This window comes from Sphaerisporangium viridialbum, from assembly GCF_049674955.1.
GTDB classification, from domain to species: domain Bacteria; phylum Actinomycetota; class Actinomycetes; order Streptosporangiales; family Streptosporangiaceae; genus Sphaerisporangium; species Sphaerisporangium viridialbum.
This window is the reverse complement of record NZ_CP187232.1, coordinates 2,386,840-2,411,232: the sequence shown is the minus strand read 5'-3', so window position 1 is coordinate 2,411,232 and position 24,393 is coordinate 2,386,840. Positions and strand designations below refer to the sequence as shown.

Genomic DNA, 24,393 nt, shown 5'->3' with positions numbered 1-24,393 from the left:
ACAGCTGTGCCCCTGCCAGCAGGGACATCTTGGTTACCGGACGGTAGAGATGCACTTTCCGGTGTAAGCGGCCAGGATGGAAGACGACCTAGACATTCGAAGAAGAGGCTTACCAGTCCATCCTCGGAAGGCGAGACCCAGTGGCTTCCGGACGCCAGCGTTTCTCGATCATCAGCGACGGCCTACCCAGCCAGCTGCCTGATGTCGACCCCAGCGAGACCCAGGAGTGGCTCGAGTCGCTTGACACCGTCGTGAAGACGGAGGGTCGTAGCCGAGCCCGTTATCTGATGCTGCGCCTGCTAGAGCGGGCGAGAGAGCATCAGGTGGGGGTGCCCGGGCTGCGGAGCACCGACTACATCAACACCATCCCGCCGGAGCGCGAGCCGTGGTTCCCGGGCGACGAGTACGTCGAACGGCGCATCAGGGCGTACACCCGGTGGAACGCCGCGGTGATGGTGACCCGGGCCAACGCCCGCACCAACGTCGGTGGCCACATCGCCACCTACGCCTCCGCCGCGTCGCTGTACGAAGTGGGCTTCAACCACTTCTTCCGCGGCAAGGACCACGGCGAGTCGGGCGACCAGGTCTTCATCCAGGGCCATGCCGCCCCCGGCATCTACGCCCGGGCGTTCCTGGAAGGCCGCCTGAACGAGTCGCAGCTCGACGCCTTCCGCCAGGAGCTGTCCCACGGCTTCAAGGGCCTGCCCTCTTACCCGCACCCGCGCCTGATGCCCGACTTCTGGGAGTTCCCCACGGTCTCCATGGGCCTCGGGGCGATCGGCGCGATCTACCAGGCGCGGTTCAACCGCTACCTGCTCAACCGCAAGGTCAAGGACACCAGCCGCAGCCACGTCTGGTGCTTCCTCGGCGACGGTGAGATGGACGAGCCCGAGTCGCTGGGCGCGATCGGCCTCGCCTCCCGCGAGGAGCTCGACAACCTCACCTTCGTGATCAACTGCAACCTGCAGCGGCTCGACGGGCCGGTGCGCGGCAACGGCAAGATCATCCAGGAGCTGGAGTCGTACTTCCGCGGCGCCGGCTGGAACGTCATCAAGGTGGTCTGGGGCCGCGAGTGGGACCAGCTCCTCGCCGCCGACGTCGACGGCGTGCTCGTCAACAAGATGAACACCACCCCCGACGGGCAGTTCCAGACCTACTCCGTCGAGTCCGGTGAGTACATCCGGGAGCACTTCTTCGGAGACGACCCGCGGCTGCGCAAGATGGTCGAGCACCTGTCCGACGACGACATCCGCAAGCTGTCGCGCGGCGGCCACGACTACCGCAAGGTGTACGCGGCGTTCAAGGCGGCACGCGAGCACGTCGGCCAGCCCACGGTCATCCTCGCCCAGACCATCAAGGGATGGACCCTCGGCAAGGACTTCGAGGCGCGCAACGCCACGCACCAGATGAAGAAGATGAGCAAGGCCGAGCTCAAGGAGTTCCGCGACCGGCTCTACCTCCCGATCCCCGACAAGGACCTCGAGGGCGACCTGCCCCCGTACTTCCACCCGGGCGAGAACGACGAGGAGATCGCGTACATGCGCGAGCGTCGCGCGGCGCTCGGCGGCTTCCTGCCGAAGCGCGTCACGCGTGCCAAGCCGCTGAAGCTCCCCGGCGACAAGGTCTACGCCGACCTGAAGAAGGGCTCGGGCAAGCAGAACGTCGCCACGACCATGGCGTTCGTCCGCCTGCTCAAGGACCTCATGCGCGACAAGGAGATCGGCGCCAGGTTCGTGCCGGTCATCCCGGACGAGGCCCGCACCTTCGGCGTCGACGCGATGTTCCCGACCGCCAAGATCTACTCCCCGCACGGGCAGACGTACGACGCGGTCGACCGCAACCTGCTGCTGTCCTACAAGGAGTCGGTCGAGGGCCAGATCCTGCACGAGGGGATCAGCGAGTCCGGCTCCATGGGCTCGGTGATCGCCGCGGGGTCGGCGTACGCCACGCACGGCCAGCACATGATCCCGGTCTACATCTTCTACTCGATGTTCGGGTTCCAGCGCACCGCCGACCAGATGTGGCAGCTCGGCGACCAGATGGGCCGCGGCTTCCTGCTGGGGGCGACGGCCGGGCGCACCACGCTCAACGGCGAGGGCCTCCAGCACGAGGACGGCCACACGCCGCTGATCGCCTCGACGAACCCCGCGGCCGTGTCGTACGACCCGGCGTGGGCCTTCGAGATCGCGCACATCGTCAAGGACGGCCTGCGCCGCATGTACGGCGAGCAGCCCGAGGACATCTTCTACTACCTCACCGTCTACAACGAGCCCTACCCGCAGCCGGCCGAGCCCGAGAACCTCGACGTCGAAGGGGTGCTCAAGGGTCTCTACCGGTTCGCGGAGGCCCCCGACATCGAGGGTCCCCGGGCGAACATCCTCGCCTCCGGCGTGGCCGGTCGCTGGGCCCTCGAGGCACAGCGCCTGCTCGCCGAGGAGTGGGGCGTGGCGGCCGAGGTGTGGTCGGCGCCCTCGTGGACCGAGCTGCGCAGGGACGCGCTCGACTGCGAGGAGCACAACCTGCTCAACCCCGAGTCCGAGCAGCGCGTGCCCTACGTCACCCAGGTGCTGACCGACGTCCCCGGTCCCTTCGTGGGCGTCAGCGACTACATGCGGGCCGTGCCCGACCAGATCGCGCGGTGGGTGCCCGGCGACTGGGCGTCCCTCGGCACCGACGGCTTCGGCCTGTCGGACACCCGCTCGGCGCTGCGCCGCCACTTCCACGTGGACGCCGCGTCGATCACCCTGGCCGTGCTCACCGAGCTGGCCAAGCGCGGCGAGGTCAAGCAGGAGACCCTGCGCGAGGCCATCTCGCGCTACCACCTGAAGAACGGCGTCACCGAGGTCGTCGCGCAGCCGACCCCGGAGAGCAACGAGACGCAGTCCATGGGAGTCTGACCTCCCCTGGCCGACGGCAGGCCCTCGCGCGAGCATCGCGCGGGGGCCTGTTTCGCGCCCAAGCCCACTGGAGCCGCTCGCCAAGTCAGTCACAAGCCATGGACAAGCCGCGTGTCCCACGATGGCCAGCGTGAACGGAAATATCAGGAAAAAGCTCACGATGGTCGCCGCCTCGGCGTCGATCGCCATGAGCATGACGGCCGTGGCCGCGCCCGCCACGGCCGATGGCGAACCCAACGTGCCCGTGGGCACCCGGCTGGCCGCCCAGGCCAACCCCGCGGTCCAGCTGACCAGCCTGACCTACAGCGGTCAGGTGGTCGTCCCCACTCCCGAGGTCAAGCAGTCGGCCCTTCAGGCGCTGGCCCAGCAGGCCGGCGACGCCGCGCTCTCCGGCAAGATCGCTCAGGACGAGCGCAGCATCTGGAAGTACGTCCTCCAGCACATGGCCGCGAACCCCAACGCCTACCTTCGCGCCGCGGGCCCCAACCGGTCCGTGGACGCCGAGGTCGGCGGGCTGTGCACCGGCTGGTGGGTGACGCCGGACGGGTACATGGTGACCGGCGCCCACTGCGTCGAGACCGGCGACGAGGAGCTCAGCCAGCTCTTCGCCCAGCAGGCGCTCGGGAAGTTCAACAAAGCGGACGCCGAATCGGTGGTACGCGATCTGGGCGATCTCCAGACCGACGAGGAGATCGTGAAGCTGGCGACGCAGATCTTCGTCACCTTCAACGGCACCCACCTGAGTATCGAGGGGCTGCAGAAGAACCTCGCGGTCCTGCAGAGCCTGCCCGGCGGCGGCGTCGACAAGACGGCCAAGCCCGTGCCCGCCGAGCTGGTGTCGGTCGGCGAGAGCTACCCCGGCAAGGACTTCGCCCTGCTCAAGGTCAACGGCCAGCAGAACCTGCCGACCGTGCCGCTGGGCGACGACGCGGACGTGCAGACCGGTGACACGCTCTACATCAGCGGCTTCCCCGGCCTGGTGACCAACACCCCGTTCTTCAGCCTGGAGTCCAAGCTGGACCCGGCCCTGACCGAGGGCCCGTACAACGCCAAGCGCGCCACGCAGACCGGCGTGCCGTACATCCAGACCCAGGCCCCGGCCTACCACGGCAACTCCGGCGGCCCGGTCTTCAGCAAGGCCGGCAAGGTCATCGGCATGCTGATCGCCGGCTCGGTCACCGACGGCGGCGAGAACACCGAGACCCAGACGTTCGTCCTGCCGGTGAGCATCATCAAGGAGAAGCTCAACGAGAAGAACGTCAAGCCGTCGCAGGCGCTCACCTCCACCCGGTACAACGAGGCGCTCGACGACTACTTCAGGCACTACTACTCGCAGGCGCTGCCGAAGTTCCGCGAGGTGCAGGCGCTCTTCCCCAACCACCCCTACGTCGCCAAGTACATCAGCGACACCCAGCAGGCGATCTCCTCGGGCAAGGACGAGACCCCGTCGTCGATCCTGCCGTGGCTCCTGATCGGCGGAGGCGTGGTCATCGGCCTCGTCATCGTCGTGGTGCTGGTGACCTCGCTCGGCCGCCGCCGCAGGCAGGCGGCGCCCGCGTCGTCCTTCCCGGCCCAGCAGGGGTACGGGGGCGCCGTCCCCCCGCCGCCGTGGGCCCAGCAGCAGGCCGCGCTCCCGTACGGCCAGCCCGGTGGCGCGCCGCAGGGCTACCAGCCGCCGCAGCCCAACGGGGGCTACCCGCCCCAGCACGCCCCGCAGGAGCAGCACGGCCCGCAGCCGCAGATCGCCGATCTGGAGCGTGAGCTGGCCCAGCTCCGCCGCCAGCTCGGGAACCGGCCGCCCGGCCAGTGACCACCGTCCAGGGCCCGCCACACGACCACGTGGCGGGCCTTCTACCTGTCCTGGCAGGCTTCGGGGTGCCCGAGTGCCCGAACCCGCGCAGGAGCGGTCTGGAGCGTCAGCCGAGGGCGGAGTCGCGGGCGATCAGGTCGGGGATGTCCGGGGCGTACTCCTCCAGCCTGCGCCTGGCCCTGGCCGGCTCGCCGGTGAGCGCGGCGGCTGCCACGCGGTCGAGCCGGAACACCCGGACGTCCTCCCTGAGCCGGCACCACGCCACCAGGTACCAGAAGCCGCCGCGCCCGCCGATGAACACGCCGGGCTCGACATCGCGCTCGGTGGTGGCGCCCGAGCGGTCTTCGTAAACGATGCGCAGCACCCGCCGGTCTCGCAGGGCCTCCTCGATCACCCGGGCGACCGCGGCCCGCGCGTCCAGGGCCGCCTCGGTGCCGGTCTCGGCGGGGATGAGGTCGAGTGGGGGAATCGGGCCGGAGGCGTCGATGGCATAGCCCCCGCGCTCGCCCGCCTCGGCGCGGATGGGCACGCCCGCCTGCTGGAGGGCCGAGATGTCGCGCTCGACGGTGCGGACGCTCACCCCTAACCGCGCGCTCAGCTCGCGTGCGGACCGGCACCGGGGGGAGATCGCGCGCAGCTCCTGGACCAGAGCGTTGAGCCGATCGGTACGGTTCACATCCCGAACCTACGCCGGGGCACCGACATTCGGCTCGCCTCGCACGGCGATCCGTCCTCGACGCGGCTATGCGGTGGTCCAGGCCAGCAGGTCGCCGAGGGGCCAGGTGTCGACCACTCGCTCGGCCTCGACGCCGCACTGCGCGGCCCGCGCGCATCCGAAGTGCTGCCATTCGAGCTGGCCGGGAGCGTGCGCGTCGGAGTCGATCGAGAACAGGCACCCCATCTCGTACGCCAGCCGCAGCAGCCGCTTGGGCGGGTCGAGCCGGTCGGGACGGGAGTTGATCTCGACCGCGACCCCGAACCGCCTGCACGCCTCGAAGACGAGCTCGGCGTCGAACGCCGACTCGGGCCTGAGCCCGCCTCGCCGGCCGCCGGCCCGGACGATGCGGCCCGTGCAGTGGCCGAGCACGTCCACCCGCGGGTCGGCGACGGCCGTGACCATCCTGCGGGTCATGTCGCCGGCGTCCATCCTCAGCTTGGAGTGCACGCTGGCGACCACCACGTCCAGCCGGTCGAGGAGCTCGGGCTCCTGGTCGAGCGAGCCGTCCTGCAGGATGTCCACCTCGATGCCGGTCAGGATCCGGAACGGCGCCAGCTTCTCGTTCAGCCCGGCGATGACGTCGAGCTGCTCGCGCAGCCGGGCCGGGGACAGGCCGCGGGCCACGGCCAGGCGCGGCGAGTGGTCGGTCATGGCGAGGTAGTCGTGGCCGAGGTCGCGAGCCGCCGCGGCCGTCTCCTCGATGGGCGAACCGCCGTCCGACCAGTCGGAATGGCTGTGCAGGTCGCCCTTGAGCGCGGCGCGCAGGGCGGCGGTCTCCTCGTCGAGGTCGAGGCCCGCGGTGTCCTCCAGGCGGCGCAGGTAGGTGGGGGTCGCGCCGTCCAGCGCCTCGGTGATCGCCAGGGCGGTGACCTTGCCGATGCCCTTCAGGTCGGACAGGCCCCCCGACCGCGCGAGCCGTACGAGCTCGTCGCGCGAGATGCCCTCGACGGTGGACGCGGCGCCGCGGAAGGCGCGCACCCGGTAGGTCGGCTCGCCCGCCCGCTCAAGGAGAAAGGCGATCCTCTTCAGCGCTTCGACCGGTTCCACAACCGCGAATCTACCCGGCGGGGGTGGCACTCTCCCGTGCACCGATCTCGCCGCCCGGCCGGACGGCCGCTCCCACCTGCCAGGATGCCGACTCACTGTTGCCAAGATTATTTACGACATTGGATATCCCGCTTTTTGGAACCTTTGATGCCGATGTTCCCGTTGATCGGTCCAAACGGTACGCTGTGCTGACTTTTCGAGAGATGGAATTCGATGGAAAACCCCGAGCCAGAGCGTGTACTGCCACCCCACCCTCTGGCACAGGGGACGCCGCAGCAGGGCAGGCCGCCGGGCAAGGGCAAGGGATGGTCGTCCAGCGCGATAACGCTCGGGACCATGGGATTGCTCTCCACCCTGGTCGTCGGATTCTGCGCCGCGCAGGACACCTTCGCCGAGCGGGTCACCGCCGACTGCGTGGACCTCAACAGCCGCCAGGCCGACGGGTCGTACCAGGTCGTGGGCGACGACAGGTGCGACGACGGCTACCGAGGCTCGCACGGCGCCTACGGCTGGTACTACGGGGGCGCCCGCACGGCCGGCCGGGTGCTTCGCGGAACGACCATCCGGCCGTCGAACGCGCACATCAGCGCCCGTTCGGGCACGGTCATCCAGCGGGGCGGCTTCGGCGGCAGAGGGTCGGGCGGCAGTTGAGCCCCCGGCGGCGGCACGGCCGGGGAAGGGGCTGACGTGCGGCGGGAGGCGTCCACGCCCCGGGACGGCTGGGAAGAGATCATCGAGTCGCAGGGGCTCGCCTACCACCGCTCCGCGCACCCGGTGCACCTGGCCCGCCCCTACTGGGACGAGAGCGTGCACTACACCTTCACCATGCGGGAGGTGCTCGACCTGGAGAGCCAGGTCGAGGAGCTGCACGGCATGTGCCTGGAAGCGGTCGGGCACGTGATCGCCCACGGCCGCTTCCGCGACTTCGCCATCCCCGAGTGGGCCGTGCCGGACGTGGAGGCGTCATGGCGGCGCCGCGACCCGCACGTGTACGGCCGCTTCGACCTGCGCTACGACGGGACCGGGCCCGCCAAGCTGCTCGAGTACAACGCCGACACCCCGACCAGCCTCGTCGAGAGCTCGCTGGTCCAGTGGTTCTGGCTCAAGGACGTCCACCCGGACGGCGACCAGTGGAACTCCCTTCACGAACGCCTGGTCGACCGGTGGAAGGAGCTTCCGCTCCAGACCGGCCCGGCGCACTTCGCCTGGACGAACATGGACGAGACCGGCGAAGAGGTGATGACGCTCGGGTACCTGCAGGAGACCGCCGAGCAGGCGGGCCTGCACACCGTCGCCGTCGCCATGGAGGACATCGGGTGGGACCCCCGCGGCCTGCGGTTCGTCGACATGGAACAGCGGGTCATCCGCACGCTCTGCAAGCTCTACCCCTGGGAGTGGGCGGTCGCCGACCCGTTCGGGCCGCGGGCGGTGAGTCAGCAGATCTCCATGACCTGGATCGAGCCGCTGTGGAAGATGCTGCTCTCCAACAAGGCGCTGCTCGCGGTGCTGTGGGAGATGTACCCCGGCCACCCGAACCTGCTCCCCGCCTACCTCGACGGCCCCCGCGACCTGCCCGCCCACATCGAGAAGCCGCTGCTCGGCAGGGAGGGCGCGAGCATGCGCATCGTGACGCCCGAGGCCACCCAGAGCACCGAGGGCGGCTACGGCGCCGAGGGCTACGTCTACCAGGAGTTCCGCGCGCTTCCTGACTTCGACGGCTGGCGCCCGGTGCTCGGCGCGTGGATCGTCGGGGACGAGGCCGCGGGGCTCGGCATCCGGGAGACCTCTGGCCTGATCACCGATGACTCCTCCTCCTTCGTCCCCCATCGCATCATCCCCTGAGCCGGTGCCCACCCCCCGTACGTGCTAGGAGAAACACATGACCATCGCGCTCGCCGGCCCGCTGGGAGAGGCGCTCGGACGAGGGGCTCTCGCCATCCTCGCGTACGCGGTGCTGGGCGTTCTGCTGCTCATCGCCGGCTTCTATGTGATCGACATGGCCACCCCCGGCCGGCTCGGCAAGCTCATCCAGACCGACCGCAACCCCAACGCCACGCTGCTCACCGCCTCGGGGCTCGCGGCCGTCGGGCTCATCGTCGCGGCCTCCATCTGGTCCTCCGGCGGGGTGCTTCAGGAGGGCCTGCTCGCCACGCTGGTGTTCGGGGTGGTGGGCATCGCCGTGCAGACCCTCGGGATGCTGCTCTTCGACCGCGTCGCGGGCATCTCCGTACGCCGGCTCGTGGGCGAGCCCACACTCCAGCCGGGCGCCGTCCTGCTCGCCGTGACCCACCTCGCGATCGGGCTGATCACCGCAGTCGCGGTGATGCCTTGACGACTGGCGGTCCGGGGCCAGGTGCACGTACGCCCGAGCGTGGATCGACGTCAAAACCACTACCCGCACGGCGCTCCGCGAGGCGCACGGCCGGTCCCATGGCGAGCCCGGCGAGCAGGAACAGCCCACCCAGCGTCAGCCAGCCCGGCATGCCCCAGCCGATCAGCAGGCTGGTCAGCAGCATCGGACCGAGCATCCGGGCGATCTGCGGTGCCATGCCGTAGAAGCCCTGGTACTGGCCCTGCTTGTCGGCCGGGGCCAGCGCGAAGCTGAGCTCCCAGCCGCCCGCGCCCTGCATCATCTCGCCGAACACCTGGATCGCCGCGGCGGCGAGCAGGATCGCGACCGCTGGCCAAGCCCCAATGCGGGCCCCGGACAGTGCGTACACGGCGCACGCGGCGAGCATCAGCCAGCCGGCGCGGCCGGTCACCCGGGCGGCGGTACGCAGGTCGGTCACCCGCCGGGCGACCCGTACCTGGAACACCACCACGCTCAGCATGTTGACCACCAGCAGCGCCGCGGCCATCGGCTTCGGGGCGTCGGTACGCTGCACGATCCACAGCGGCAGGCCCAGGCTGAGCAGCGGCATGTTCAGGTACATGATCGCGTTCAGGAACGTGATCACGGCGTACGGCCGGTCGCGGAGCACGGCCAGCCGGGGCTCGCCGGCGGCCGCCACCGGCGCGGGCGGGACCTCGGGCAACCGGCGCAGCACCAGCGCGGCGGCGAGGAAACTCGCCGCGTCCACGGCGAAGACCGACAGGTACGCAGGGCGGGCATCGAAGTAGAGGGCCAGCCCGCCCAGCCCGGCACCGATCGCCAGTCCCCCGTTGAGCGTCGACTGCAGGTGCGCCCGTACGGTCGTACGCTGGTCCGCCTCCACCAGCCCGGCGAGCAGCGCCTGCCGGCCCGAGGTCAGGCCGCCCTGGCAGCATGCGTACACGCAGACGACGAGAAGGAAGAGCGGGAACGACCGCACTACCAGGAAGGTGCTCAGGGTGGCGGCGGTCGCCACGGACAGCAGGACCGTGGTGCGGCGCGGTCCCCAGCGGTCGGCGAGGTGGCCGAGCGGCACCCCGGCCAGCATGCCGGTCGCCCAGCCGAGCGTCAGCGCGAGCCCGACCCGGGTGGCGGAGAGCCCGACGATCCGGGTGAAGAACAGCGCCGAGCAGGCGTAGAACGCCCCGTCGCCGAGCGAGTTCGCCAACTGGGCCAGAGCCAGGACGCGAGGCGGCCCGGCGGGCGGGACGATCCGTGACATGGGTTATTCCGGTCAGTCGACACGGGGGGATTCGGTGCGGGAACGCTTGAGCTCGAAGAACCCGGGCGTGGCCGAGACCAGCAGGACGCCGTCCCAGAGCCGGCCCGCCACCTCGCCGCGTGGCACGGGGCTCACCACCGGGCCGAAGAACGCGTTGGGCCGCCCGTCCGCGCCGGGTACGTGGATGGCCGGGGTACCGAGATCGTCGCCGACCGGGTCGAGGCCCGCATGGTGGCTCAGGCGCAGAGCGTCGTCGTAGTCGGTGACGTCGGCCGCGTCGGCCAATTCGGTGTCCAGGCCGTGCTCGGCCAGCGCGCCGACATACAGGTCCCGGCCGATCGGCGCCTTCTCGTGGTGGATACGGTTGCCGAACGCGGTGTAAAGGTCCCGCAGGATCGGCGTGCCGTACTTCTGCTCGGCGGCGATGAGGACGCGGACCGGGCCGAGCGTGTCGGCGAGCCATCGCGCGTACCACTCCTCCAGCCCTTCGCGGCCGTCGTTGAGCAGCCACAGGCTGAGCACGTGGAAGCGCACCTGTACGTCGCGTACGCGCTCGACCTCGAGCAGCCAGCGGGAGGTGTTCCAGGCCCAGGGGCATTTCGGGTCAAACCACATGTCGACGGCGGTCACCGTTGCTCCTCGTCGGTCCGATGTCTCCTTTACGAGATCAAGCTATTGGCGATGATTGGCTGATGGAAGCGCCAATTCTGTACATCTTGAATGGGCCAATATAGGGTCTGGCCGTGGACCTGCACGTGAGCCTGGCGGGCCCCGGCGACCGCGCCTCCCGCATCTACCGGGAGCTGCTCGAGGCGATCCTGGACGGCCGGCTGCGACCTGGTGAGCGCTTGCCGCCCACCAGGGAGCTCGCCCGCCGTCTCCAGGTGGCCCGCAACACGGTGGCCGTCGCGTACGAACGCCTGACGGCCGAGGGCTTCCTGGTCGCCCGCGTCGGCGCCGGGACCTTCGTGGGCACCGAGCCGCTCACCCGCGCCCGGCCCCGGGCCGCGCCGACGGGCAGCGGCGTGCGACCCCGGCCGTTCTGGGACTCCGTCCCTCCCCCGGCCCCCACCGTCCCGGCGCCGGTCCACGACTTCCGGGTCGGTACGCCCGACGGCGCGTTGTTCCCGCTCGCCACCTGGCGCCGCCTCATCGCCGGCGAACTCCGCGACTCGGCGATCAGGGCGGCCGGTTACGACCAGCCCGGCGGGCACCCCGGCCTGCGCGAGGCCATCGCCCGGTACGTCGGCGTCTCCCGCTCCGTCCGCGCGGGACCCGACGACGTGCTGGTCACGCAGGGCGCCCAGCAGGCCCTCGACCTCGTCGGGCGGGTCCTGATCGAACCGGGCGAGTGCGTGGCCGTTGAGGAACCCGGATACCCGCCGGCGCGGCTGCTGTTCCGCTCCCTCGGCGCCCGCGTCGTGCCGGTGCCCGTCGACGACGAGGGCTTGGACGTGAGCGCGCTCCCGGCCGCCGCGCGGCTGGTGTACGTCACGCCGTCACACCAGTTCCCGCTAGGTACGCCGATGTCGCTGGCCCGGCGCGCCGCGCTGCTCGAATGGGCCTCGCGCCGCGGCGCCGTCATCGTCGAAGACGACTACGACAGCGAGTTCCGCTTCTCCGACCGACCCCTCGCGCCCCTGCAGAGCCTCGACCGCACCGGCCGAGTGGTCTACGTGGGCACGTTCTCCAAGACGCTGCTGCCGAGGCTGCGGCTCGGCTTCCTGGTCGCCCCGGCCTCGCTGCAGCCCGCGTTGCGCGCAGCGCAGCAGCTCACCAGCTGGCATGGCGAGTACACGGTCCAGGCGGCGCTCACCCGCTTCATCGACACCGGCGAGCTGCCGCGGCACATCCGCCGGGCGACCCGGGTGTATGCCGCCCGGCACGAACGCATCGTCACCGCGCTTCGCAGCGACTTCGCCGACTGGCTCGACCCCGTGCCATCCGCCGCAGGCCTGCACCTGTGCGCCCGCCTCAAGCCCGGCGCGTCCATCGACCTGGCCCGCGTCCTGAACAGAGCGCGCAACCTGGGCGTCGCCATCGACAGCCTGGCAGGCTACTGCGTCGGCGACCGGCCGCAGGCCGGCCTGGTGCTCGGCTACGGCGCCATCCGCACCGAGAACATCGCCGCAGGCCTCCGCCTCCTGGCCCGCTCCTTCCAGGAGACGCACAACGCCCGTTCCCCCGGCCCTGGTCAGGGCACCGGCTGAGTTCACTCGCCATGGCGCCCCGACCGCTCTGCGCGTCGCAGAAATCCGAGCCGTCCGCGCTCGCGCGGTGATATAGAGCACCACCACGCACCGTACGGCTGTCGCACTCGCGTTGACCTGGCACCCTAGGGGGGTGAACGACCGGGTACGTGAGGACACCGCACGGCGCCTCGAACGCGCGATGGGAAGTCTCGGCACCGCGGCGATGACCCGGATGGACGACCGCCTGCCGTGGTACCGCGCGCTGTCGGCCGAAGACCGCTCCTGGGTCGGGCTCGTGGCCCAGGCCGGCATCGCCGCGTTCGTCGAGTGGTTCCAGCACGCCGACGAGGGCAGGCCGACCCCCAGCATCGAGATCTTCGGCACCGCGCCCCGCGAGCTGAAGCGCTCGGTGTCCCTGCAGCAGACGGTGGACCTCGTGCGCGTCGTCGTCGAGGTCGTGGAGGCCGAGGTCCAGGAGCTCGCGGCGCCCGGCGGCGAGGAACTGCTCCGCCAGGCGATGCTGCGCTACACCCGTGACGTGGCGTTCGCCGCCGCGCACGTCTACGCCCGCGAGGCCGAGGTGCGCGGCGCCTGGGACGCGCGCCTGGAGGCGCTCATCGTGGACGCGCTGGTCCGCGGCGAGGTGGACGACGGGCTGCACTCCTGGGCCGCGGCGCTCGGCTGGACGTCCTCCCCCGTGGTCGTGCTGGCCGGGCACGCCCCGGACGCCGACCCCCAGACGGTCATCGACGGCATGCGCGACAAGGGCCGGCGCCTCGGGCAAGATCTGCTGGCCGGGGTGCAGGGCGACCGCCTCATCGTCATCGTGGGCGGCGCCGACAGCATCAAGGACGCCGCCAGGCACGTGGTGCCGCGCTTCGGGCCAGGCCCGATCGTCATCGGCCCGGAGGTCCCCGACCTGCACGCGGCGGCCAGCTCGGCGAGGGCCGCCACGGCGGGCCTGCGCGCGGCGACGGGGTGGCCCGACGCGCCCCGGCCGGTGCTCGCCGAGGACCTGCTCGCCGAGCGGGCGATCGACGGCGACGACGACGCGCGGGCCCAGCTGATCGAGAACGTCTACAAGCCCCTGGAGGGCACGCCCCTGCTCGATACACTGGCGACCTACCTGGAGCAGGGCACATCTTTGGAAGCCACGGCGCGTCTGTTGTTCGTGCATCCGAACACCGTGCGTTACCGTTTGAAGAAGATCACAGAGCTGACCGGTTACCTGCCGACCGAGGGCAGGTCGGCCTTCACGTTGCAGGTCGGTCTGATCCTCGGCAGGTTGTCGCGGGCAACCGTAACGTAACCGGGGTTCGGTAACGGGCCGGAAATCTCCACTGGAGGTTTCCTACAAAAACCCCCCGACAAAGTTCGTACGGATCATTAGCAGTGTGGTGAACTCCTACAGGGCATGGTGGATTTTGTGCTCGTCATCGTCGCTCCCGGCCAAGGTGCCCAGGCTCCAGGCTTCCTGTCCCCGTGGCTCGAGATCCCCGGTCTGCGTGACCGGCTGTCAGCGTGGTCGGATGTCGCCGGCCTCGATCTGATCTCCTACGGGACCACGGCCGAGGCCGATGAGATCAAGGACACCGCGGTCGCGCAGCCACTCCTCGTAGCCGCCGGCCTCGCCGTCGCCGAGGTCCTGCTCGGCGGCGAGGGCTCCGGCGCTCCCGGCGTGGTCGCGGGTCACAGCGTCGGCGAGTTCACCGCGGGGGCGCTCGCCGGAGTGCTCACCCCTGAGCAGGCCATCGCGCTGGTGCGCGAGCGCGGCCAGGCGATGGCCAAGGCCGCCTCGGTCACCGAGACCGGCATGACCGCCGTGCTCGGCGGCGCCGAGGAGGAGGTGCTCGGGGCGATCGAGCGTCACGGCCTCACTCCCGCCAACATCAACGGAGCCGGGCAGATCGTCGCCGCCGGCACGGCCGCCCAGCTTTCGGCCTTCAAGGCCGACCCCCCGGCCCGCGCCCGGCTGATCCCGCTCTCGGTCGCGGGAGCGTTCCATACCCACCACATGGCCTCCGCGGTCGAGCACCTGCGCGCCGAGGCCGCCGCCCTCACCCCGGGCGACCCGGGCGTGACCCTGCTGTCCAACGCGGACGGGACGGCCGTCGCCACCGGCGCCGAGTTCGTCCGGCGGCTGATCGACCAGGTCGGCCGCCCGGTCAGGTGGGACCTTTGCATGGCCACGATGGCCGATCTCGGCGTGACCGCCATGATCGAGCTATTGCCCGGTGGCACGCTCACCGGCCTCGCCAAGCGGGCGCTCCGCGGCGTCGAGACGGTTCCCCTGAAGACCCCCGACGACCTCGCGGCAGCCCGCGCCGTGATCAGCAAGGAGACCGTCCAGTGAGGATCATGCGGGGCGCCCCGGGCGCCAAGGTGCTCGCGTTCGGCGGTTACCAGCCGGCCGGGGTCGTCACCAACGACGACCTGGCCAAGACCATCGACACCAACGACGCGTGGATTCAGAGCCGTGTCGGCATCAAGGAGCGCCGGGTCGCGGGGCCCGAGGAGTCCGACGTCGACCTCGCCGTGCAGGCGGGCGGCAAGGCCCTGGCCGCGAGCGGGCTGTCGGCGAGCGAGATCGACCTGGTCGTCGTCGCCACCTGCACCCTGGAGGCGCAGATCCCGAACGCCGCCGCCCGCGTCGCGCACCGTCTCGGCATCGAGTCCCCCGGCGCCTTCGACGTCAACGCCGCCTGCGCCGGCTTCTGCTACGCCCTGGCCGCCGCGGGCGACGCCGTGCGGGCCGGGTCCGCGACCAACGTGCTGGTCGTCGGCACCGAGAAGCTCTCCCAGTGGGTCGACTGGACCGACAGGGCCACCTGCGTGATCTTCGCGGACGGCGCGGGGGCCGCCGTGGTCGGGCCGTCGGACACCCCGGGCATCGGCCCCGTCGTCTGGGGCAGCGCGGGCGACAAGTCCGACGCGATCATCGTCAAGGACCGCGACTCCTTCCTGCACCAGGAAGGCCAGACCGTGTTCCGCTGGGCAACGACGGCTCTTCACCCGGTGGCCAAGGAGGCCTGCGAGCGTGCCGGGGTGGACCCCTCCGAGCTGGCGGCGTTCGTCCCCCACCAGGCGAACCTCCGCATCATCGAGGCCATCGCCCGCAAGCTCGGCGCCGAGAAGGCCGTCATCGCCAAGGACATCGTGCTCGCGGGGAACACCTCCGCGGCGTCGATCCCGCTGGCGCTGAGCCGCATGATCGAGCGCGGGGAGGTCCAGTCGGGCGACCTCGCCCTGCTGCTCGGCTTCGGCGCCGGCCTGACCTACGCCGGCCAAGTGGTCGAGATCCCCTAGACCTGTACGGAGGCCCGCACGGCTCGCCGTACACAGCAAGAAGAACTCAATCCCAAGGAGAAATCAGGACATGGCAGCGACCGAGCAGGAAATCCTCGCGGGCCTCGGCAAGATCATCAACGAGATCACCGGCATCCCGGCTGCCGAGGTCACCCCCGAGAAGAACTTCGTGGACGACCTGGACATCGACTCCCTCTCGATGGTCGAGATCGCCGTCGCCGCGCAGGACGAGTTCGGCGTGGAGATCCCCGACGACCAGCTCAAGCACCTCAAGACCGTCAAGGACGTCGTCAACTTCATCCAGAACTGACCGTCTCAGGCGTCCGGCCCGTCCGGGCGTCTGAGCCCCCCTGCTTCGCGACGATCACAAGGAGCGCATCAAAGTGAGTACAGACCGGGTACGTGTCGTCGTCACCGGGCTCGGCGTGACGACGCCCCTCGGTGGAGACGTCGCCTCGACCTGGTCGGCGCTCCTCGCCGGGCAGTCGGGAGTCCGCGCGCTCACCGAGGAGTGGGTCGACCTCCTGCCGGTGAAGTTCGCCGCCAGGGCCGCCGTCGACCCCACCGAGGTGCTCCCGAGGCCCGAGTCGCGCCGCCTCGACCGCGCCGAGCAGTTCGCGCTGATCGCCGCGCGCGAGGCCTGGCAGGACGCGGGCACGCCGAAGGTCGCGCCCGACCGGCTCGGCGTGGTCGTCGGCAGTGGCATCGGCGGGATCACCACGATCCTGGCGGCCTACGACGTCTTCAAGGAGAAGGGCTGGCAGCGGCTCTCGCCGTTCACCGTCCCCATGCTGATGCCCAACGGCTCGGCCGGGTGGATCGGCATCGAGCTCGGCGCGACCGCTGGCGTCCACGCCACCGTGAGCGCCTGTGCCACCGGTGCCGAGTCCATCGGCTACGCCACCGAGATGATCCGCACCGGGCGTGCGGACGTCGTGGTGGCGGGCGGCACCGAGGCGGCCATCCACCCGCTCAACATCGGCTCCTTCGCGGCGATGCGCGCGATGTCGACGCGCAACGACGACCCCGAGCACGCCTCCCGGCCCTGGGACAAGGGCCGCGACGGCTTCGTGCTCGGCGAGGGCGCGGGCATCGTCGTCCTTGAGTCAGAGGAGCACGCCCGCGCGCGAGGCGCCCGCGTGTACGCCGAGGTGGCCGGGGTCGGCTACTCCGGCGACGCCCACCACATCGCCCAGCCCGAGCCCACCGGCGCGGGCCTCAGAAGCGCGGCACGAAGGGTCCTCGCGGACTCCGGGCTGACCGGCAACGACATCCGGCACGTCAACGCGCACGCCACCTCCACCCCCGCGGGTGACGTCGTGGAGGCCGTGGCGATCCAGGACATCATCGGCGACCACCCGCTCGTGACGGCGACCAAGTCGATGACGGGTCACCTGCTCGGCGGGGCCGGCGGCATCGAGTCCGTCTTCACGATCAAGGCGCTGCACGACCGTGTCGTGCCCCCCACCGTCAACGTCGACGACCTGGAGGACGGCGTCGAGATCGACATCGTGCGCGACACGCCGCGCAAGCTCCCCGATGGTCAGATCGCCGCGATCAACAACTCGTTCGGGTTCGGCGGCCACAACGTCGCCGTCGCCTTCGCCAGCGTCTGATTTGGAGCGGCAGTGACTGTGCTCGACAACGGGGTGGTGTCCGCGTCCTCCGAAAAGGAGGCTCCTGATCCTCGCGACCCGCTGATACGTCTTTCAGCCCTGTTCGACGAGGGATCCATCCATCTGATCTCGCCCGAGGACCGCAGCGGCGTGCTCGCCGCCATGGGCCGCGTGGAGGGCGTGCCGGTGGTGGCCTTCTCCAGCGACGCCCGCCTCCAGGGGGGCGCGATGGGCTCCGAGGGCTGCGAGCACATCGTGCACGCCTACGACGTGGCGGTCCGCGAGCGGGTGCCGATCGTCGGCCTGTGGCACTCCGGGGGCGCCCGCCTCGCCGAGGGTGTGGAGTCCCTGCACGCCGTGGGCCGTGTGTTCGCCGCCATGACCCGGGCCTCGGGCGTGGTGCCGCAGATCTCCGTGGTCCTCGGCCCGGCGGCGGGCGGGGCGGCGTACGGGCCCGCCCTGACCGACCTCGTGATCCTTTCCGACCAGGGCCGCATCTTCGTCACCGGCCCGGACGTCGTCCGCAGCGTCACCGGCGAGAAGATCGACATGGCCGCCCTCGGCGGCCCCGAGCCGCACAGCAAGCGCAGCGGCGTGGTCCACGTGGTCACCAAGACCGACGCCGAGGCCCTGCTGAACGCCCGGCGCCTCGCCGTGCTGCTCGGCCACCAGGGAGGCGTCCGGCTCGACTCGGTCCAGGACGTCGACTTCTCCGGCCTGCTGCCCGAGGAGGCCCGCCGGGCGTACTCCGTGCACCCGCTGGTCAACGGCCTGCTCGACGAGCCGGGTGTCGAGCTGCACCCCAAGTGGGCGCCCAACATCGTCACCACGCTCGGCCGCCTCGGCGGGCGCACGGTCGGCATCATCGCCAACAACCCGATGCGGCTGGCCGGCTGCCTCGACTCGATCTCCGCCGAGAAGGCCGCCCGGTTCGTGCGCATGTGCGACTCCTTCGGGGTGCCGCTGGTCGTCCTGGTGGACGTCCCCGGCTACCTCCCCGGCGTCGGGCAGGAGCACGACGGCGTGGTTCGGCGCGGCGCCAAGCTGCTGCACGCCTTCGCCGAGGCCTCGGTCCCGCGCGTGACGCTCGTGACCCGCAAGGCGTACGGCGGCGCGTACATCGCGATGAACTCCCGGTCCCTGGGCGCCACCAAGGTGTTCGCCTGGCCGACCGCCGAGGTCGCCGTCATGGGCGCGGTCGCGGCGGTGCGGGTGCTCAAGCGCCGCGAGATCGCCGCCGCCCCCGAAGACGAGCGCTCGGCCCTCGAGGCCCGGCTCGCCGAGGAGCACGAGAAGGTCGCGGGCGGCCTCGACCGGGCCATCCAGCTCGGCGTGGTCGACGAGGTCATCAAGCCCGCCGAGACCCGCGGCGCCATCGCCAAGGTCCTCGCCCAGGCCACCCCGGCACGCGGAGCCCACGGCAACATCCCGCTCTGAAGCCGCTCACCCGTGAGGCCCCGCACCGGCGTCGTCCGGTGCGGGGCCTCAACGCGTTTGTGCCGCGGAGATGCCTATTCGAACGAGATCTGGTCGATGGTCACCGTGCCGCTGCGGCCGTACCAGAATCCCATGGAGACCTGGCCGGGCGACGACGCGCTGATGCCGTTGCCGGCAAGCGGGATCTTGATGTCCTGGTATGACGTGGTGACCTGCGGGTGGCCTCCCCCGTCCAGGACGAAGTCCTTGAAGACCTTCGTCGCCCCGCCGGCGCTGAGCTGGAAGTCGTTCTGCTCGCCGCCCGCCGCTCCCTTGATCCGCAGGACCAGATAGGCGCGGCCGGCGACCGAGGTGTTGACGTCGCTGCCGAACCAGCCCGAGTTGTTGTACCGAAGGGTGAGGGCTCCGCCCGATTCTGCGCCTTCGCCGTTGACGAAGCTGTTGCCCCCCGTCCACTTGCCGAGGTCGTTGACGTGGGTGCCGTAGCCGGGTGTGCCGTTGTAGTCGTCCACGACCAGCCGGTTCACGGTCGGCGTGGGGCTCGGGGTCGGCGTGGGCGTGGGCGTGGGCGTCGAGGTGGCGCCTCCCACGGTCACGGTGCCCAGCACGTTGAAGCCCCTGGCCGCGTCCCACACGTTCTGGTTGGCGAAGCGGATCGAGTAGGCGGGATTGGATCGAAGGCCGCTCGCCTTGTCCGGCAGCCACAGCGCGAGCCGATAGGAGCCCTTGGGGACGTTGGACGGGACCGTGACGGTCTGGTTGAGCGTCGTGTCGGCGCCCGAGTTCCAGGTCCTGGGATCGGTGGAGAGCTGGATCGGGAAGGTTCCACCGCTGCCGTCCAGCACCGCGAAGACCGGCCTGTCGTTGTACGGCGTGGCCCAGCCGTCGTTGTGGATCGTGAGGCTGAGCGGCAGCGAGCCTCCCGGGGCGGCTCCCGCGGGGAGGTTCCCCGTGGTCAACCGGAAACGGTAGCCGAGGTTGCGCTGGAGGGTGTCGAAGCAGCCCTCGCTCTTGTAGCCGGCGATCACGCCGGGCTCGTAGTCGATGTTGAGATCGGAGAAGTGCATCATCGACAGCTCGTTCAGCGCGGTGTCGCAGTGGGCACGCGGGCTGTCCACGTTGCACGTCTCGCCACCGACGACGTGGCGCTGCCCGAGCTGCGCGATGAGCTGCTTGTCCTCGGCGGGCGAGTGCCCGTCACGCCCCCACGTCCCCCAGTCGTCGGGGTCGCTGGCGCCGAAGCAGTCCTGGTGGTTGCCGACGCGGGCCGCCTCCGGGGCGGTCAGCTGCGGCACGATGGCCCGGACGTCGCTGGGGTAGCGCAGCGAGACCTGGCGGTCGGCCGGGTAGGCGGCGAGGATCTCCTTGAGGATGTCCCGCTTGGCGTTCACGTCGGTGTCGTAACCGTGCGTGGAGGTGTGCCACTCGCCCCACGCGCCGATGAAACCGGCCTCGAAAAAGGCGAGCACGTCGGAGTTGGCGGCGAAGACGGGCTTGAGCTGGGCCAGGTGCTGGGTGATCCAGGCCCGGTCGGCGTCGGGCTCCGAGTTGGGGTACGGCCCCCAGTTGTAGGCCACCCGGATGATCACCTTCAGGCCACCGGCACGGGCCTTGGCCAGCCCCGCCGCGAGACCGTCGAGCACGCTCTGCGGGATCCGGCTCGACCGGTAGGAGTCAAGCCGGAGGTAGCTGTGCAGCAGCGTGATGTTCTGACTCCTGGCGGCCGACACGTCACCGTCGCTCAGGCCGACGATGTCGACCCGATGGTGGAAACCCCGCTCGGGGTTGGCGAAGACGCTGGTGTCCGCCGTGTAGCTGGTGCTCGCCGCGGCCGCGCCGACTCCGGTCACCGTCGCCGCGAGAGCGCCCGCGGCGGCCAGCAGCACGGCGAGGAATGCCCCTTGCCATCGTCGCATTGGAAAAGCCTCCTGTATGGCACGACAGACCCGCCGCACCAGGGGGTTGAGGGAGGTGTGAGCGCACGATCCGAATCGGCTTGCCTGAAATCGAAACAGATTTCGCAAACCTTCACAAGACCCAATTTGCCAATGCGAAACAGTGCTCTTCGTTAACGAAGACGGCTACTCCACGAGGTCCACGGGCGGGCCGTTCTCGCACAGGGCCGCGACGAACTCCGGGTCGGCCTCCCGGCCTGTGATCAGGAGATCCACCTCGGAGAGGGCGCAGACGGGGGCGAGCCCCGTGCGGCCCAACTTGGAGGAGTCGGCCAGCACGACGTGCCGCCGCGACGCGTTGATCATCCTGCGCTTCATCTCGGCCTCGAGAAGGTTGACCCCGGTGACGCCCGATTTGAGATGGACGCCGTGGCAGCCGAGGAAGAGCGTGTCCGCGTGGATGCGCTCCAGCATGGGGGCACCGAGAGGGTCGACGAGCGCGTGGGTGACCGGCCGTAACGTTCCACCGGTGACCAGCACCGAGATCCGGGGTATGGCCGGCTCCAGCTCCACGGCCACGCGCAGGCTGTTGGTGAAGACCACGACATCGGTCAGGTCGGGCCGGGCGACCAGGGCACGGGCGAGGAAGGTCGTGGTGGTGCCGGCGTCGATGACGACGCTCTCCCCGTTGGCCACGAGGCCGGCCGCGTGCCGGGCCAGGCGGGTCTTCTCCACCGCCGCGCTGCCGAGGGAGTCCTCGAAGGACGGCTCGGCGGAGCGGGACGGCTTGACGGGGATCGCGCCACCCCGGACGCGCCGGATGACCCCCTGCTTGTCGAGCAGCTCCAGGTCGGCGCGGATCGTGACGCTCGTGACCCCGAAGATCTCGGCCAGATCGGTGACGCGGACGAACTCGTGCTCCATGACCATGGAGACGATTCGCTCCCGCCGGACGTCGGCGGCGATGTCCGGCGCCGCGGCCGCCTCTCCCATCAGCCCGCCCTGCCGGACGGGATGCGCCTGTCGTGCACGATGCCCGCGGGCAACACCGCCGCATGCGCGTCGATGAGCTCGTCGCACAGCTCCTCTATGGCTGCCAGGGGCAGGGTGGCCGAGGTGTTGGGGTCGAGCATGGCCGCCTGGTACACCGCCGATCGTCGTTCCTCGAGGGCCGCGGTCACGGTCAGCTCCACCACATTGAGGAAGGTGCGGTTCAGCGCGGCCAGCTGTACGGGCAGCGGACCGACCGGGACCGGATGGATTCCCGAGCCGTCGACCAGGGCCGGCACCTCCACGCACGCCCCCTCGGGGAGATTGCCGATCAGACCGGCGTTGGGCAGGGTGAGGTACACCTCGCGCGGCGTTCCGGTGACCATCGAGTGGATCACCTCGGACGCCATCTCGAAATGCTTCCACCTGGCGAGGAGCGGCTCGCCGGACGCCAGGGAGCTCCGGAGCCGCTCGTACGCGTCGAGCTTCCTGGCTCTGCGTCGCAGGGACTCGTCGATCGGCAGGCCGAGCCGCCGGACCTCGTTCTCATGCGGGAGGAACCACGGCACGTACTCGGCGGCGTGCTCGCTCGACTCGGTCGGGAAGTAGCCGAAGCGGCGATAGATCTCGCTACGGACGTGGCCACGGAGCTCCAGGTCCTCCTCCATCAGCAGGTCGAGATCGGCGTAGAGCGAGCGGCCTTCGCTTTCGAAGCGCAGCACGAAGGCCTGGTGGTTCACTCCGGCCGTGCGGAAGGTGATCTCCTCCAGCTCGCGGCCGACGAGGTCGGCCAGCAGCGCGTGGGTGTCGCGGACCGAGTGGCACAACCCGGCGACGCGGCGCAGCGGCGCGCCCGCGTGTACCGCCCAGCACAACGTCGCCATGGGATCGGTGTAGTTCAGCAGCCACGCGTCCGGGCACAGCTCGGTCATGTCCGCCGCGAGGCCGACGAGCACCGGGATCGTCCGCAGGCCGCGGAAGATGCCGCCGACGCCGATGGTGTCGCCGACCGTCTGCCGCAGGCCATACCGGCGCGGGATCTCGAAGTCGCGCAGCGCCGCGTCGTACCCGCCGACGTCGAACTGGCAGATGACGAAATCCGCCCCGTCGAGCAGCGACCGCCGGCCCTCGCTCGCCTGGACGGACGCGCCGGAGCCTGTCTCCCCGGCGAGGCGCCGGGCGAGCGCCTCAGCCGTGGCCAGCCGCCCGGGATCCACATCGTGCAGCGCGATGTGGATTGCGCCACCGAGCTCGGCGCTCGAGAACAGATCCGAAAGGATCTTGCGCGTGAGCTCGACGTTGCCCGCCCCGGTGATGACGACCTTTGCCATCCGAAACCTCCTGAGGACAGGAGCTTACCCCTGGGAAAGGACCTCAGGCGCATCCCTTCACTTGACCAGCAGCCGATCCGAGACGCGCCCGGTGGGGTTGACGTAGGGCTCGAAGTCCACATCCCTGCCGTCGATGGTGAAGCGGTAGCGGTCGACGCGGCGGACCTCGGGGCGTTCGGTGAGAAAGGCGGTCAGGGCCCGGCGTTCGGGTTCGTCCAGCCATTCGACGGGGTCGGAGACGGCGCGGAAGCCGCAGATGTGGGCGAGATCGACGAGCAGCCGCTTGGTGTCGTCGTCCAGCAGGTTGTAGCGGGTGCGGAAGAACACCGGGTCGGGGTCGACCTCCAGGAGAGGACGCAGCCAGAGCCGGTGGAGCGAGGCGATGACCGCGTTGCGGGCGCCCGCCCCCGAGTAGTCCGTCGAGCGCTCGCTGTTGTCCCAGTACGGTGCCACATCAGGGCTGACCCGGATGCCGTCGAAGATTCCGATCGAGGGTATGACCGGAACCCCGCTGCCAAGGAGGTAGGTGTCCTCCCCCGCGACCTCGCGGATCAGCCGGGCGGCGTCGCGGTAGGCCTCCTCGCGTGGCACGTCCTGGTGACGCGCCCCCGACAGCGCCCCGGCGTACATGAAGTCCAGCTTGAGATAGCGGTAACCCCAGTCCCGCACCTTCTGGAAGGTGTCCACCAGGTGGTCGCGGGTCTCCGGCAGGGTGGTGTCGAGGGCGAAGTAGGAGTTGCCCCAGTTGAATCCGGCGGGCTTGGGATCGCCGTGCTCGTCATGGAGGAACAGGTGCGGCCGGGTGCGGTAGATCTCCGACTGGGCGGGCGCGATGAACGGTGAGAGCCACAGACCGGGAGTGAAGCCGTGGTCGCGGATACGGGAGGCCATGTCCGCCATGCCGGAGGGGAAGTCGGCGTTGGCCTCCCAGTCACCGACACAGCGCTCCCAGCCGTCGTCGAGCTGGACGACGTCGAACGGGTAGCCCCGCAGGTCCTCGAGAACCTTGTGGATGAGCGGCTCGGTGATGTCCTCGAAGAAGGAATACCAGCTGCACCAGACGTTGCCGGCGCTCGGGGTGCGGTGGCCCAGGCGCTCGCCGAGCAGGTCGGCGTATCGGCGGAACACCTGCTCCTCGGGGCCATAGGCGAGGAACCAGTCGGCGTCCCCGGTCTCCAGGTGGCCGGCCAGCATCCGCCCGTCCGCCTCGACCCGTGGCACATCCAGACCCAGGCCGCCGAGCAGCAGCACGTTTCCGTCCGGGCCATCGATCGCGCCGACCGCGCTGCCGCCGTGCCGCCACGGGCTGTCGTTGTCGATGTCGTCGGCGGTCAGGCGTCGCGACTCCTCCGGGATGCGCAGTGGATCGCCGCCGAGGGGCCACCACGAGGTCGGGCTGTAGGAGTTCCAGCCATGCCGGTAGAAGTTCGTCGCGCCGAAGGGATGCAGAATCTGGACATCACCCGCGGGGATGATCAGCCCACCGTCGGTCACGCGCGGCTCGCCGGGCAGGCGAGCGGGCAGGCGATGGCCCCCGAGCTGCAGAATTGTCTCCATTGCC

Annotated in this window: 20 protein-coding genes; 12 read left to right on the top strand and 8 right to left on the bottom strand. The window is 70.5% G+C overall.

Going from position 1 to position 24,393, the window contains the following annotated elements:
• The first annotated feature begins 140 nt into the window (after positions 1-140).
• A complete protein-coding gene (gene aceE, locus ACOZ38_RS10680) occupies positions 141-2,897 on the top strand; it encodes a pyruvate dehydrogenase (acetyl-transferring), homodimeric type (RefSeq protein ID WP_424530026.1) in 2,757 nt (918 codons plus the stop codon).
• A 130-nt stretch (positions 2,898-3,027) separates the two neighbouring features.
• Complete coding sequence (locus ACOZ38_RS10675; protein ID WP_424530025.1) at positions 3,028-4,707, top strand: trypsin-like peptidase domain-containing protein; 1,680 nt, start codon at positions 3,028-3,030, stop codon at positions 4,705-4,707.
• 106 nt (positions 4,708-4,813) lie between these two features.
• Here the strand turns inward: ACOZ38_RS10675 and ACOZ38_RS10670 are convergent, their stop codons facing one another.
• Together ACOZ38_RS10670 and ACOZ38_RS10665 are read right to left on the bottom strand one after the other, a co-directional pair.
• Positions 4,814-5,383 (bottom strand): helix-turn-helix transcriptional regulator, encoded by a 570-nt coding sequence (locus ACOZ38_RS10670; RefSeq protein ID WP_424530023.1) that lies wholly within the window; start codon positions 5,381-5,383, stop codon positions 4,814-4,816.
• 66 nt (positions 5,384-5,449) lie between these two features.
• Positions 5,450-6,472 carry a PHP domain-containing protein gene (locus ACOZ38_RS10665; protein ID WP_424530022.1) on the bottom strand — a complete coding sequence of 341 codons (1,023 nt, stop codon included), beginning with the start codon at positions 6,470-6,472 and terminating at the stop codon, positions 5,450-5,452.
• Between the two features lie 336 nt (positions 6,473-6,808).
• On the opposite strand from ACOZ38_RS10665, the gene ACOZ38_RS10660 reads away from it, so the two are divergent.
• The 3 genes from ACOZ38_RS10660 to ACOZ38_RS10650 are packed head-to-tail and all read left to right on the top strand — an operon-like array spanning position 6,809 to position 8,804.
• Positions 6,809-7,123 carry a hypothetical protein gene (locus ACOZ38_RS10660; protein WP_424530020.1) on the top strand — a complete coding sequence of 105 codons (315 nt, stop codon included), beginning with the start codon at positions 6,809-6,811 and terminating at the stop codon, positions 7,121-7,123.
• Between the two features lie 36 nt (positions 7,124-7,159).
• Positions 7,160-8,314, top strand: coding sequence for a glutathionylspermidine synthase family protein (locus tag ACOZ38_RS10655; protein WP_405145859.1), 1,155 nt, complete (start codon positions 7,160-7,162; stop codon positions 8,312-8,314).
• Positions 8,315-8,351: 37 nt separating this feature from the next.
• Positions 8,352-8,804 carry a DUF350 domain-containing protein gene (locus tag ACOZ38_RS10650; protein ID WP_424530018.1) on the top strand — a complete coding sequence of 151 codons (453 nt, stop codon included), beginning with the start codon at positions 8,352-8,354 and terminating at the stop codon, positions 8,802-8,804.
• On the opposite strand, the gene ACOZ38_RS10645 is transcribed toward ACOZ38_RS10650, so the two are convergent.
• Positions 8,779-10,065: an MFS transporter gene (locus ACOZ38_RS10645; protein WP_424530016.1), complete on the bottom strand. Its 1,287-nt coding sequence runs from the start codon at positions 10,063-10,065 to the stop codon at positions 8,779-8,781. The genes ACOZ38_RS10650 and ACOZ38_RS10645 overlap by 26 nt on opposite strands.
• 12 nt (positions 10,066-10,077) lie before the next feature.
• On the bottom strand, positions 10,078-10,680 hold the full coding sequence (locus tag ACOZ38_RS10640) for a disulfide bond formation protein DsbA (protein ID WP_424536982.1): 603 nt from the start codon (positions 10,678-10,680) through the stop codon (positions 10,078-10,080).
• A gap of 128 nt (positions 10,681-10,808) precedes the next feature.
• Here ACOZ38_RS10640 and ACOZ38_RS10635 point away from each other — a divergent pair, with 128 nt between their 5' ends.
• The 7 genes from ACOZ38_RS10635 (at position 10,809) to ACOZ38_RS10605 (ending at position 18,616) form a co-directional block, all read left to right on the top strand.
• Positions 10,809-12,275, top strand: coding sequence for a PLP-dependent aminotransferase family protein (locus tag ACOZ38_RS10635; protein WP_424530014.1), 1,467 nt, complete (start codon positions 10,809-10,811; stop codon positions 12,273-12,275).
• 181 nt (positions 12,276-12,456) lie between these two features.
• A complete protein-coding gene (locus ACOZ38_RS10630) occupies positions 12,457-13,566 on the top strand; it encodes a PucR family transcriptional regulator (RefSeq protein ID WP_363913383.1) in 1,110 nt (369 codons plus the stop codon).
• Between the two features lie 117 nt (positions 13,567-13,683).
• Positions 13,684-14,610, top strand: a complete 927-nt coding sequence (locus tag ACOZ38_RS10625; protein WP_405151944.1) for an ACP S-malonyltransferase — start codon at positions 13,684-13,686, stop codon at positions 14,608-14,610.
• 5 nt (positions 14,611-14,615) lie between these two features.
• Positions 14,616-15,563 carry a beta-ketoacyl-ACP synthase III gene (locus tag ACOZ38_RS10620; RefSeq protein WP_405151943.1) on the top strand — a complete coding sequence of 316 codons (948 nt, stop codon included), beginning with the start codon at positions 14,616-14,618 and terminating at the stop codon, positions 15,561-15,563.
• A 70-nt stretch (positions 15,564-15,633) separates the two neighbouring features.
• On the top strand, positions 15,634-15,873 hold the full coding sequence (locus ACOZ38_RS10615; RefSeq protein ID WP_405145851.1) for an acyl carrier protein: 240 nt from the start codon (positions 15,634-15,636) through the stop codon (positions 15,871-15,873).
• Positions 15,874-15,946: 73 nt separating this feature from the next.
• Entirely contained in the window at positions 15,947-17,179 is a 1,233-nt protein-coding gene (gene fabF, locus ACOZ38_RS10610; RefSeq protein WP_424530012.1) for a beta-ketoacyl-ACP synthase II, read from the top strand.
• A 12-nt stretch (positions 17,180-17,191) separates the two neighbouring features.
• Positions 17,192-18,616: an acyl-CoA carboxylase subunit beta gene (locus tag ACOZ38_RS10605; protein WP_424530010.1), complete on the top strand. Its 1,425-nt coding sequence runs from the start codon at positions 17,192-17,194 to the stop codon at positions 18,614-18,616.
• Positions 18,617-18,690: 74 nt separating this feature from the next.
• On the opposite strand, the gene ACOZ38_RS10600 is transcribed toward ACOZ38_RS10605, so the two are convergent.
• From ACOZ38_RS10600 to ACOZ38_RS10585, 4 genes are all read right to left on the bottom strand, one after another.
• Positions 18,691-20,532 (bottom strand): DUF4832 domain-containing protein, encoded by a 1,842-nt coding sequence (locus ACOZ38_RS10600; RefSeq protein ID WP_424530009.1) that lies wholly within the window; start codon positions 20,530-20,532, stop codon positions 18,691-18,693.
• A gap of 165 nt (positions 20,533-20,697) precedes the next feature.
• On the bottom strand, positions 20,698-21,504 hold the full coding sequence (locus ACOZ38_RS10595; protein ID WP_424530007.1) for a DeoR/GlpR family DNA-binding transcription regulator: 807 nt from the start codon (positions 21,502-21,504) through the stop codon (positions 20,698-20,700).
• Positions 21,504-22,832: an alpha-galactosidase gene (gene melA, locus ACOZ38_RS10590; RefSeq protein ID WP_424530006.1), complete on the bottom strand. Its 1,329-nt coding sequence runs from the start codon at positions 22,830-22,832 to the stop codon at positions 21,504-21,506. Before melA ends, ACOZ38_RS10595 begins: the two co-directional genes overlap by 1 nt.
• A 57-nt stretch (positions 22,833-22,889) precedes the next feature.
• Positions 22,890-24,389, bottom strand: a complete 1,500-nt coding sequence (locus ACOZ38_RS10585; protein ID WP_424530004.1) for a glycoside hydrolase family 36 protein — start codon at positions 24,387-24,389, stop codon at positions 22,890-22,892.
• Positions 24,390-24,393: the final 4 nt, after the last annotated feature.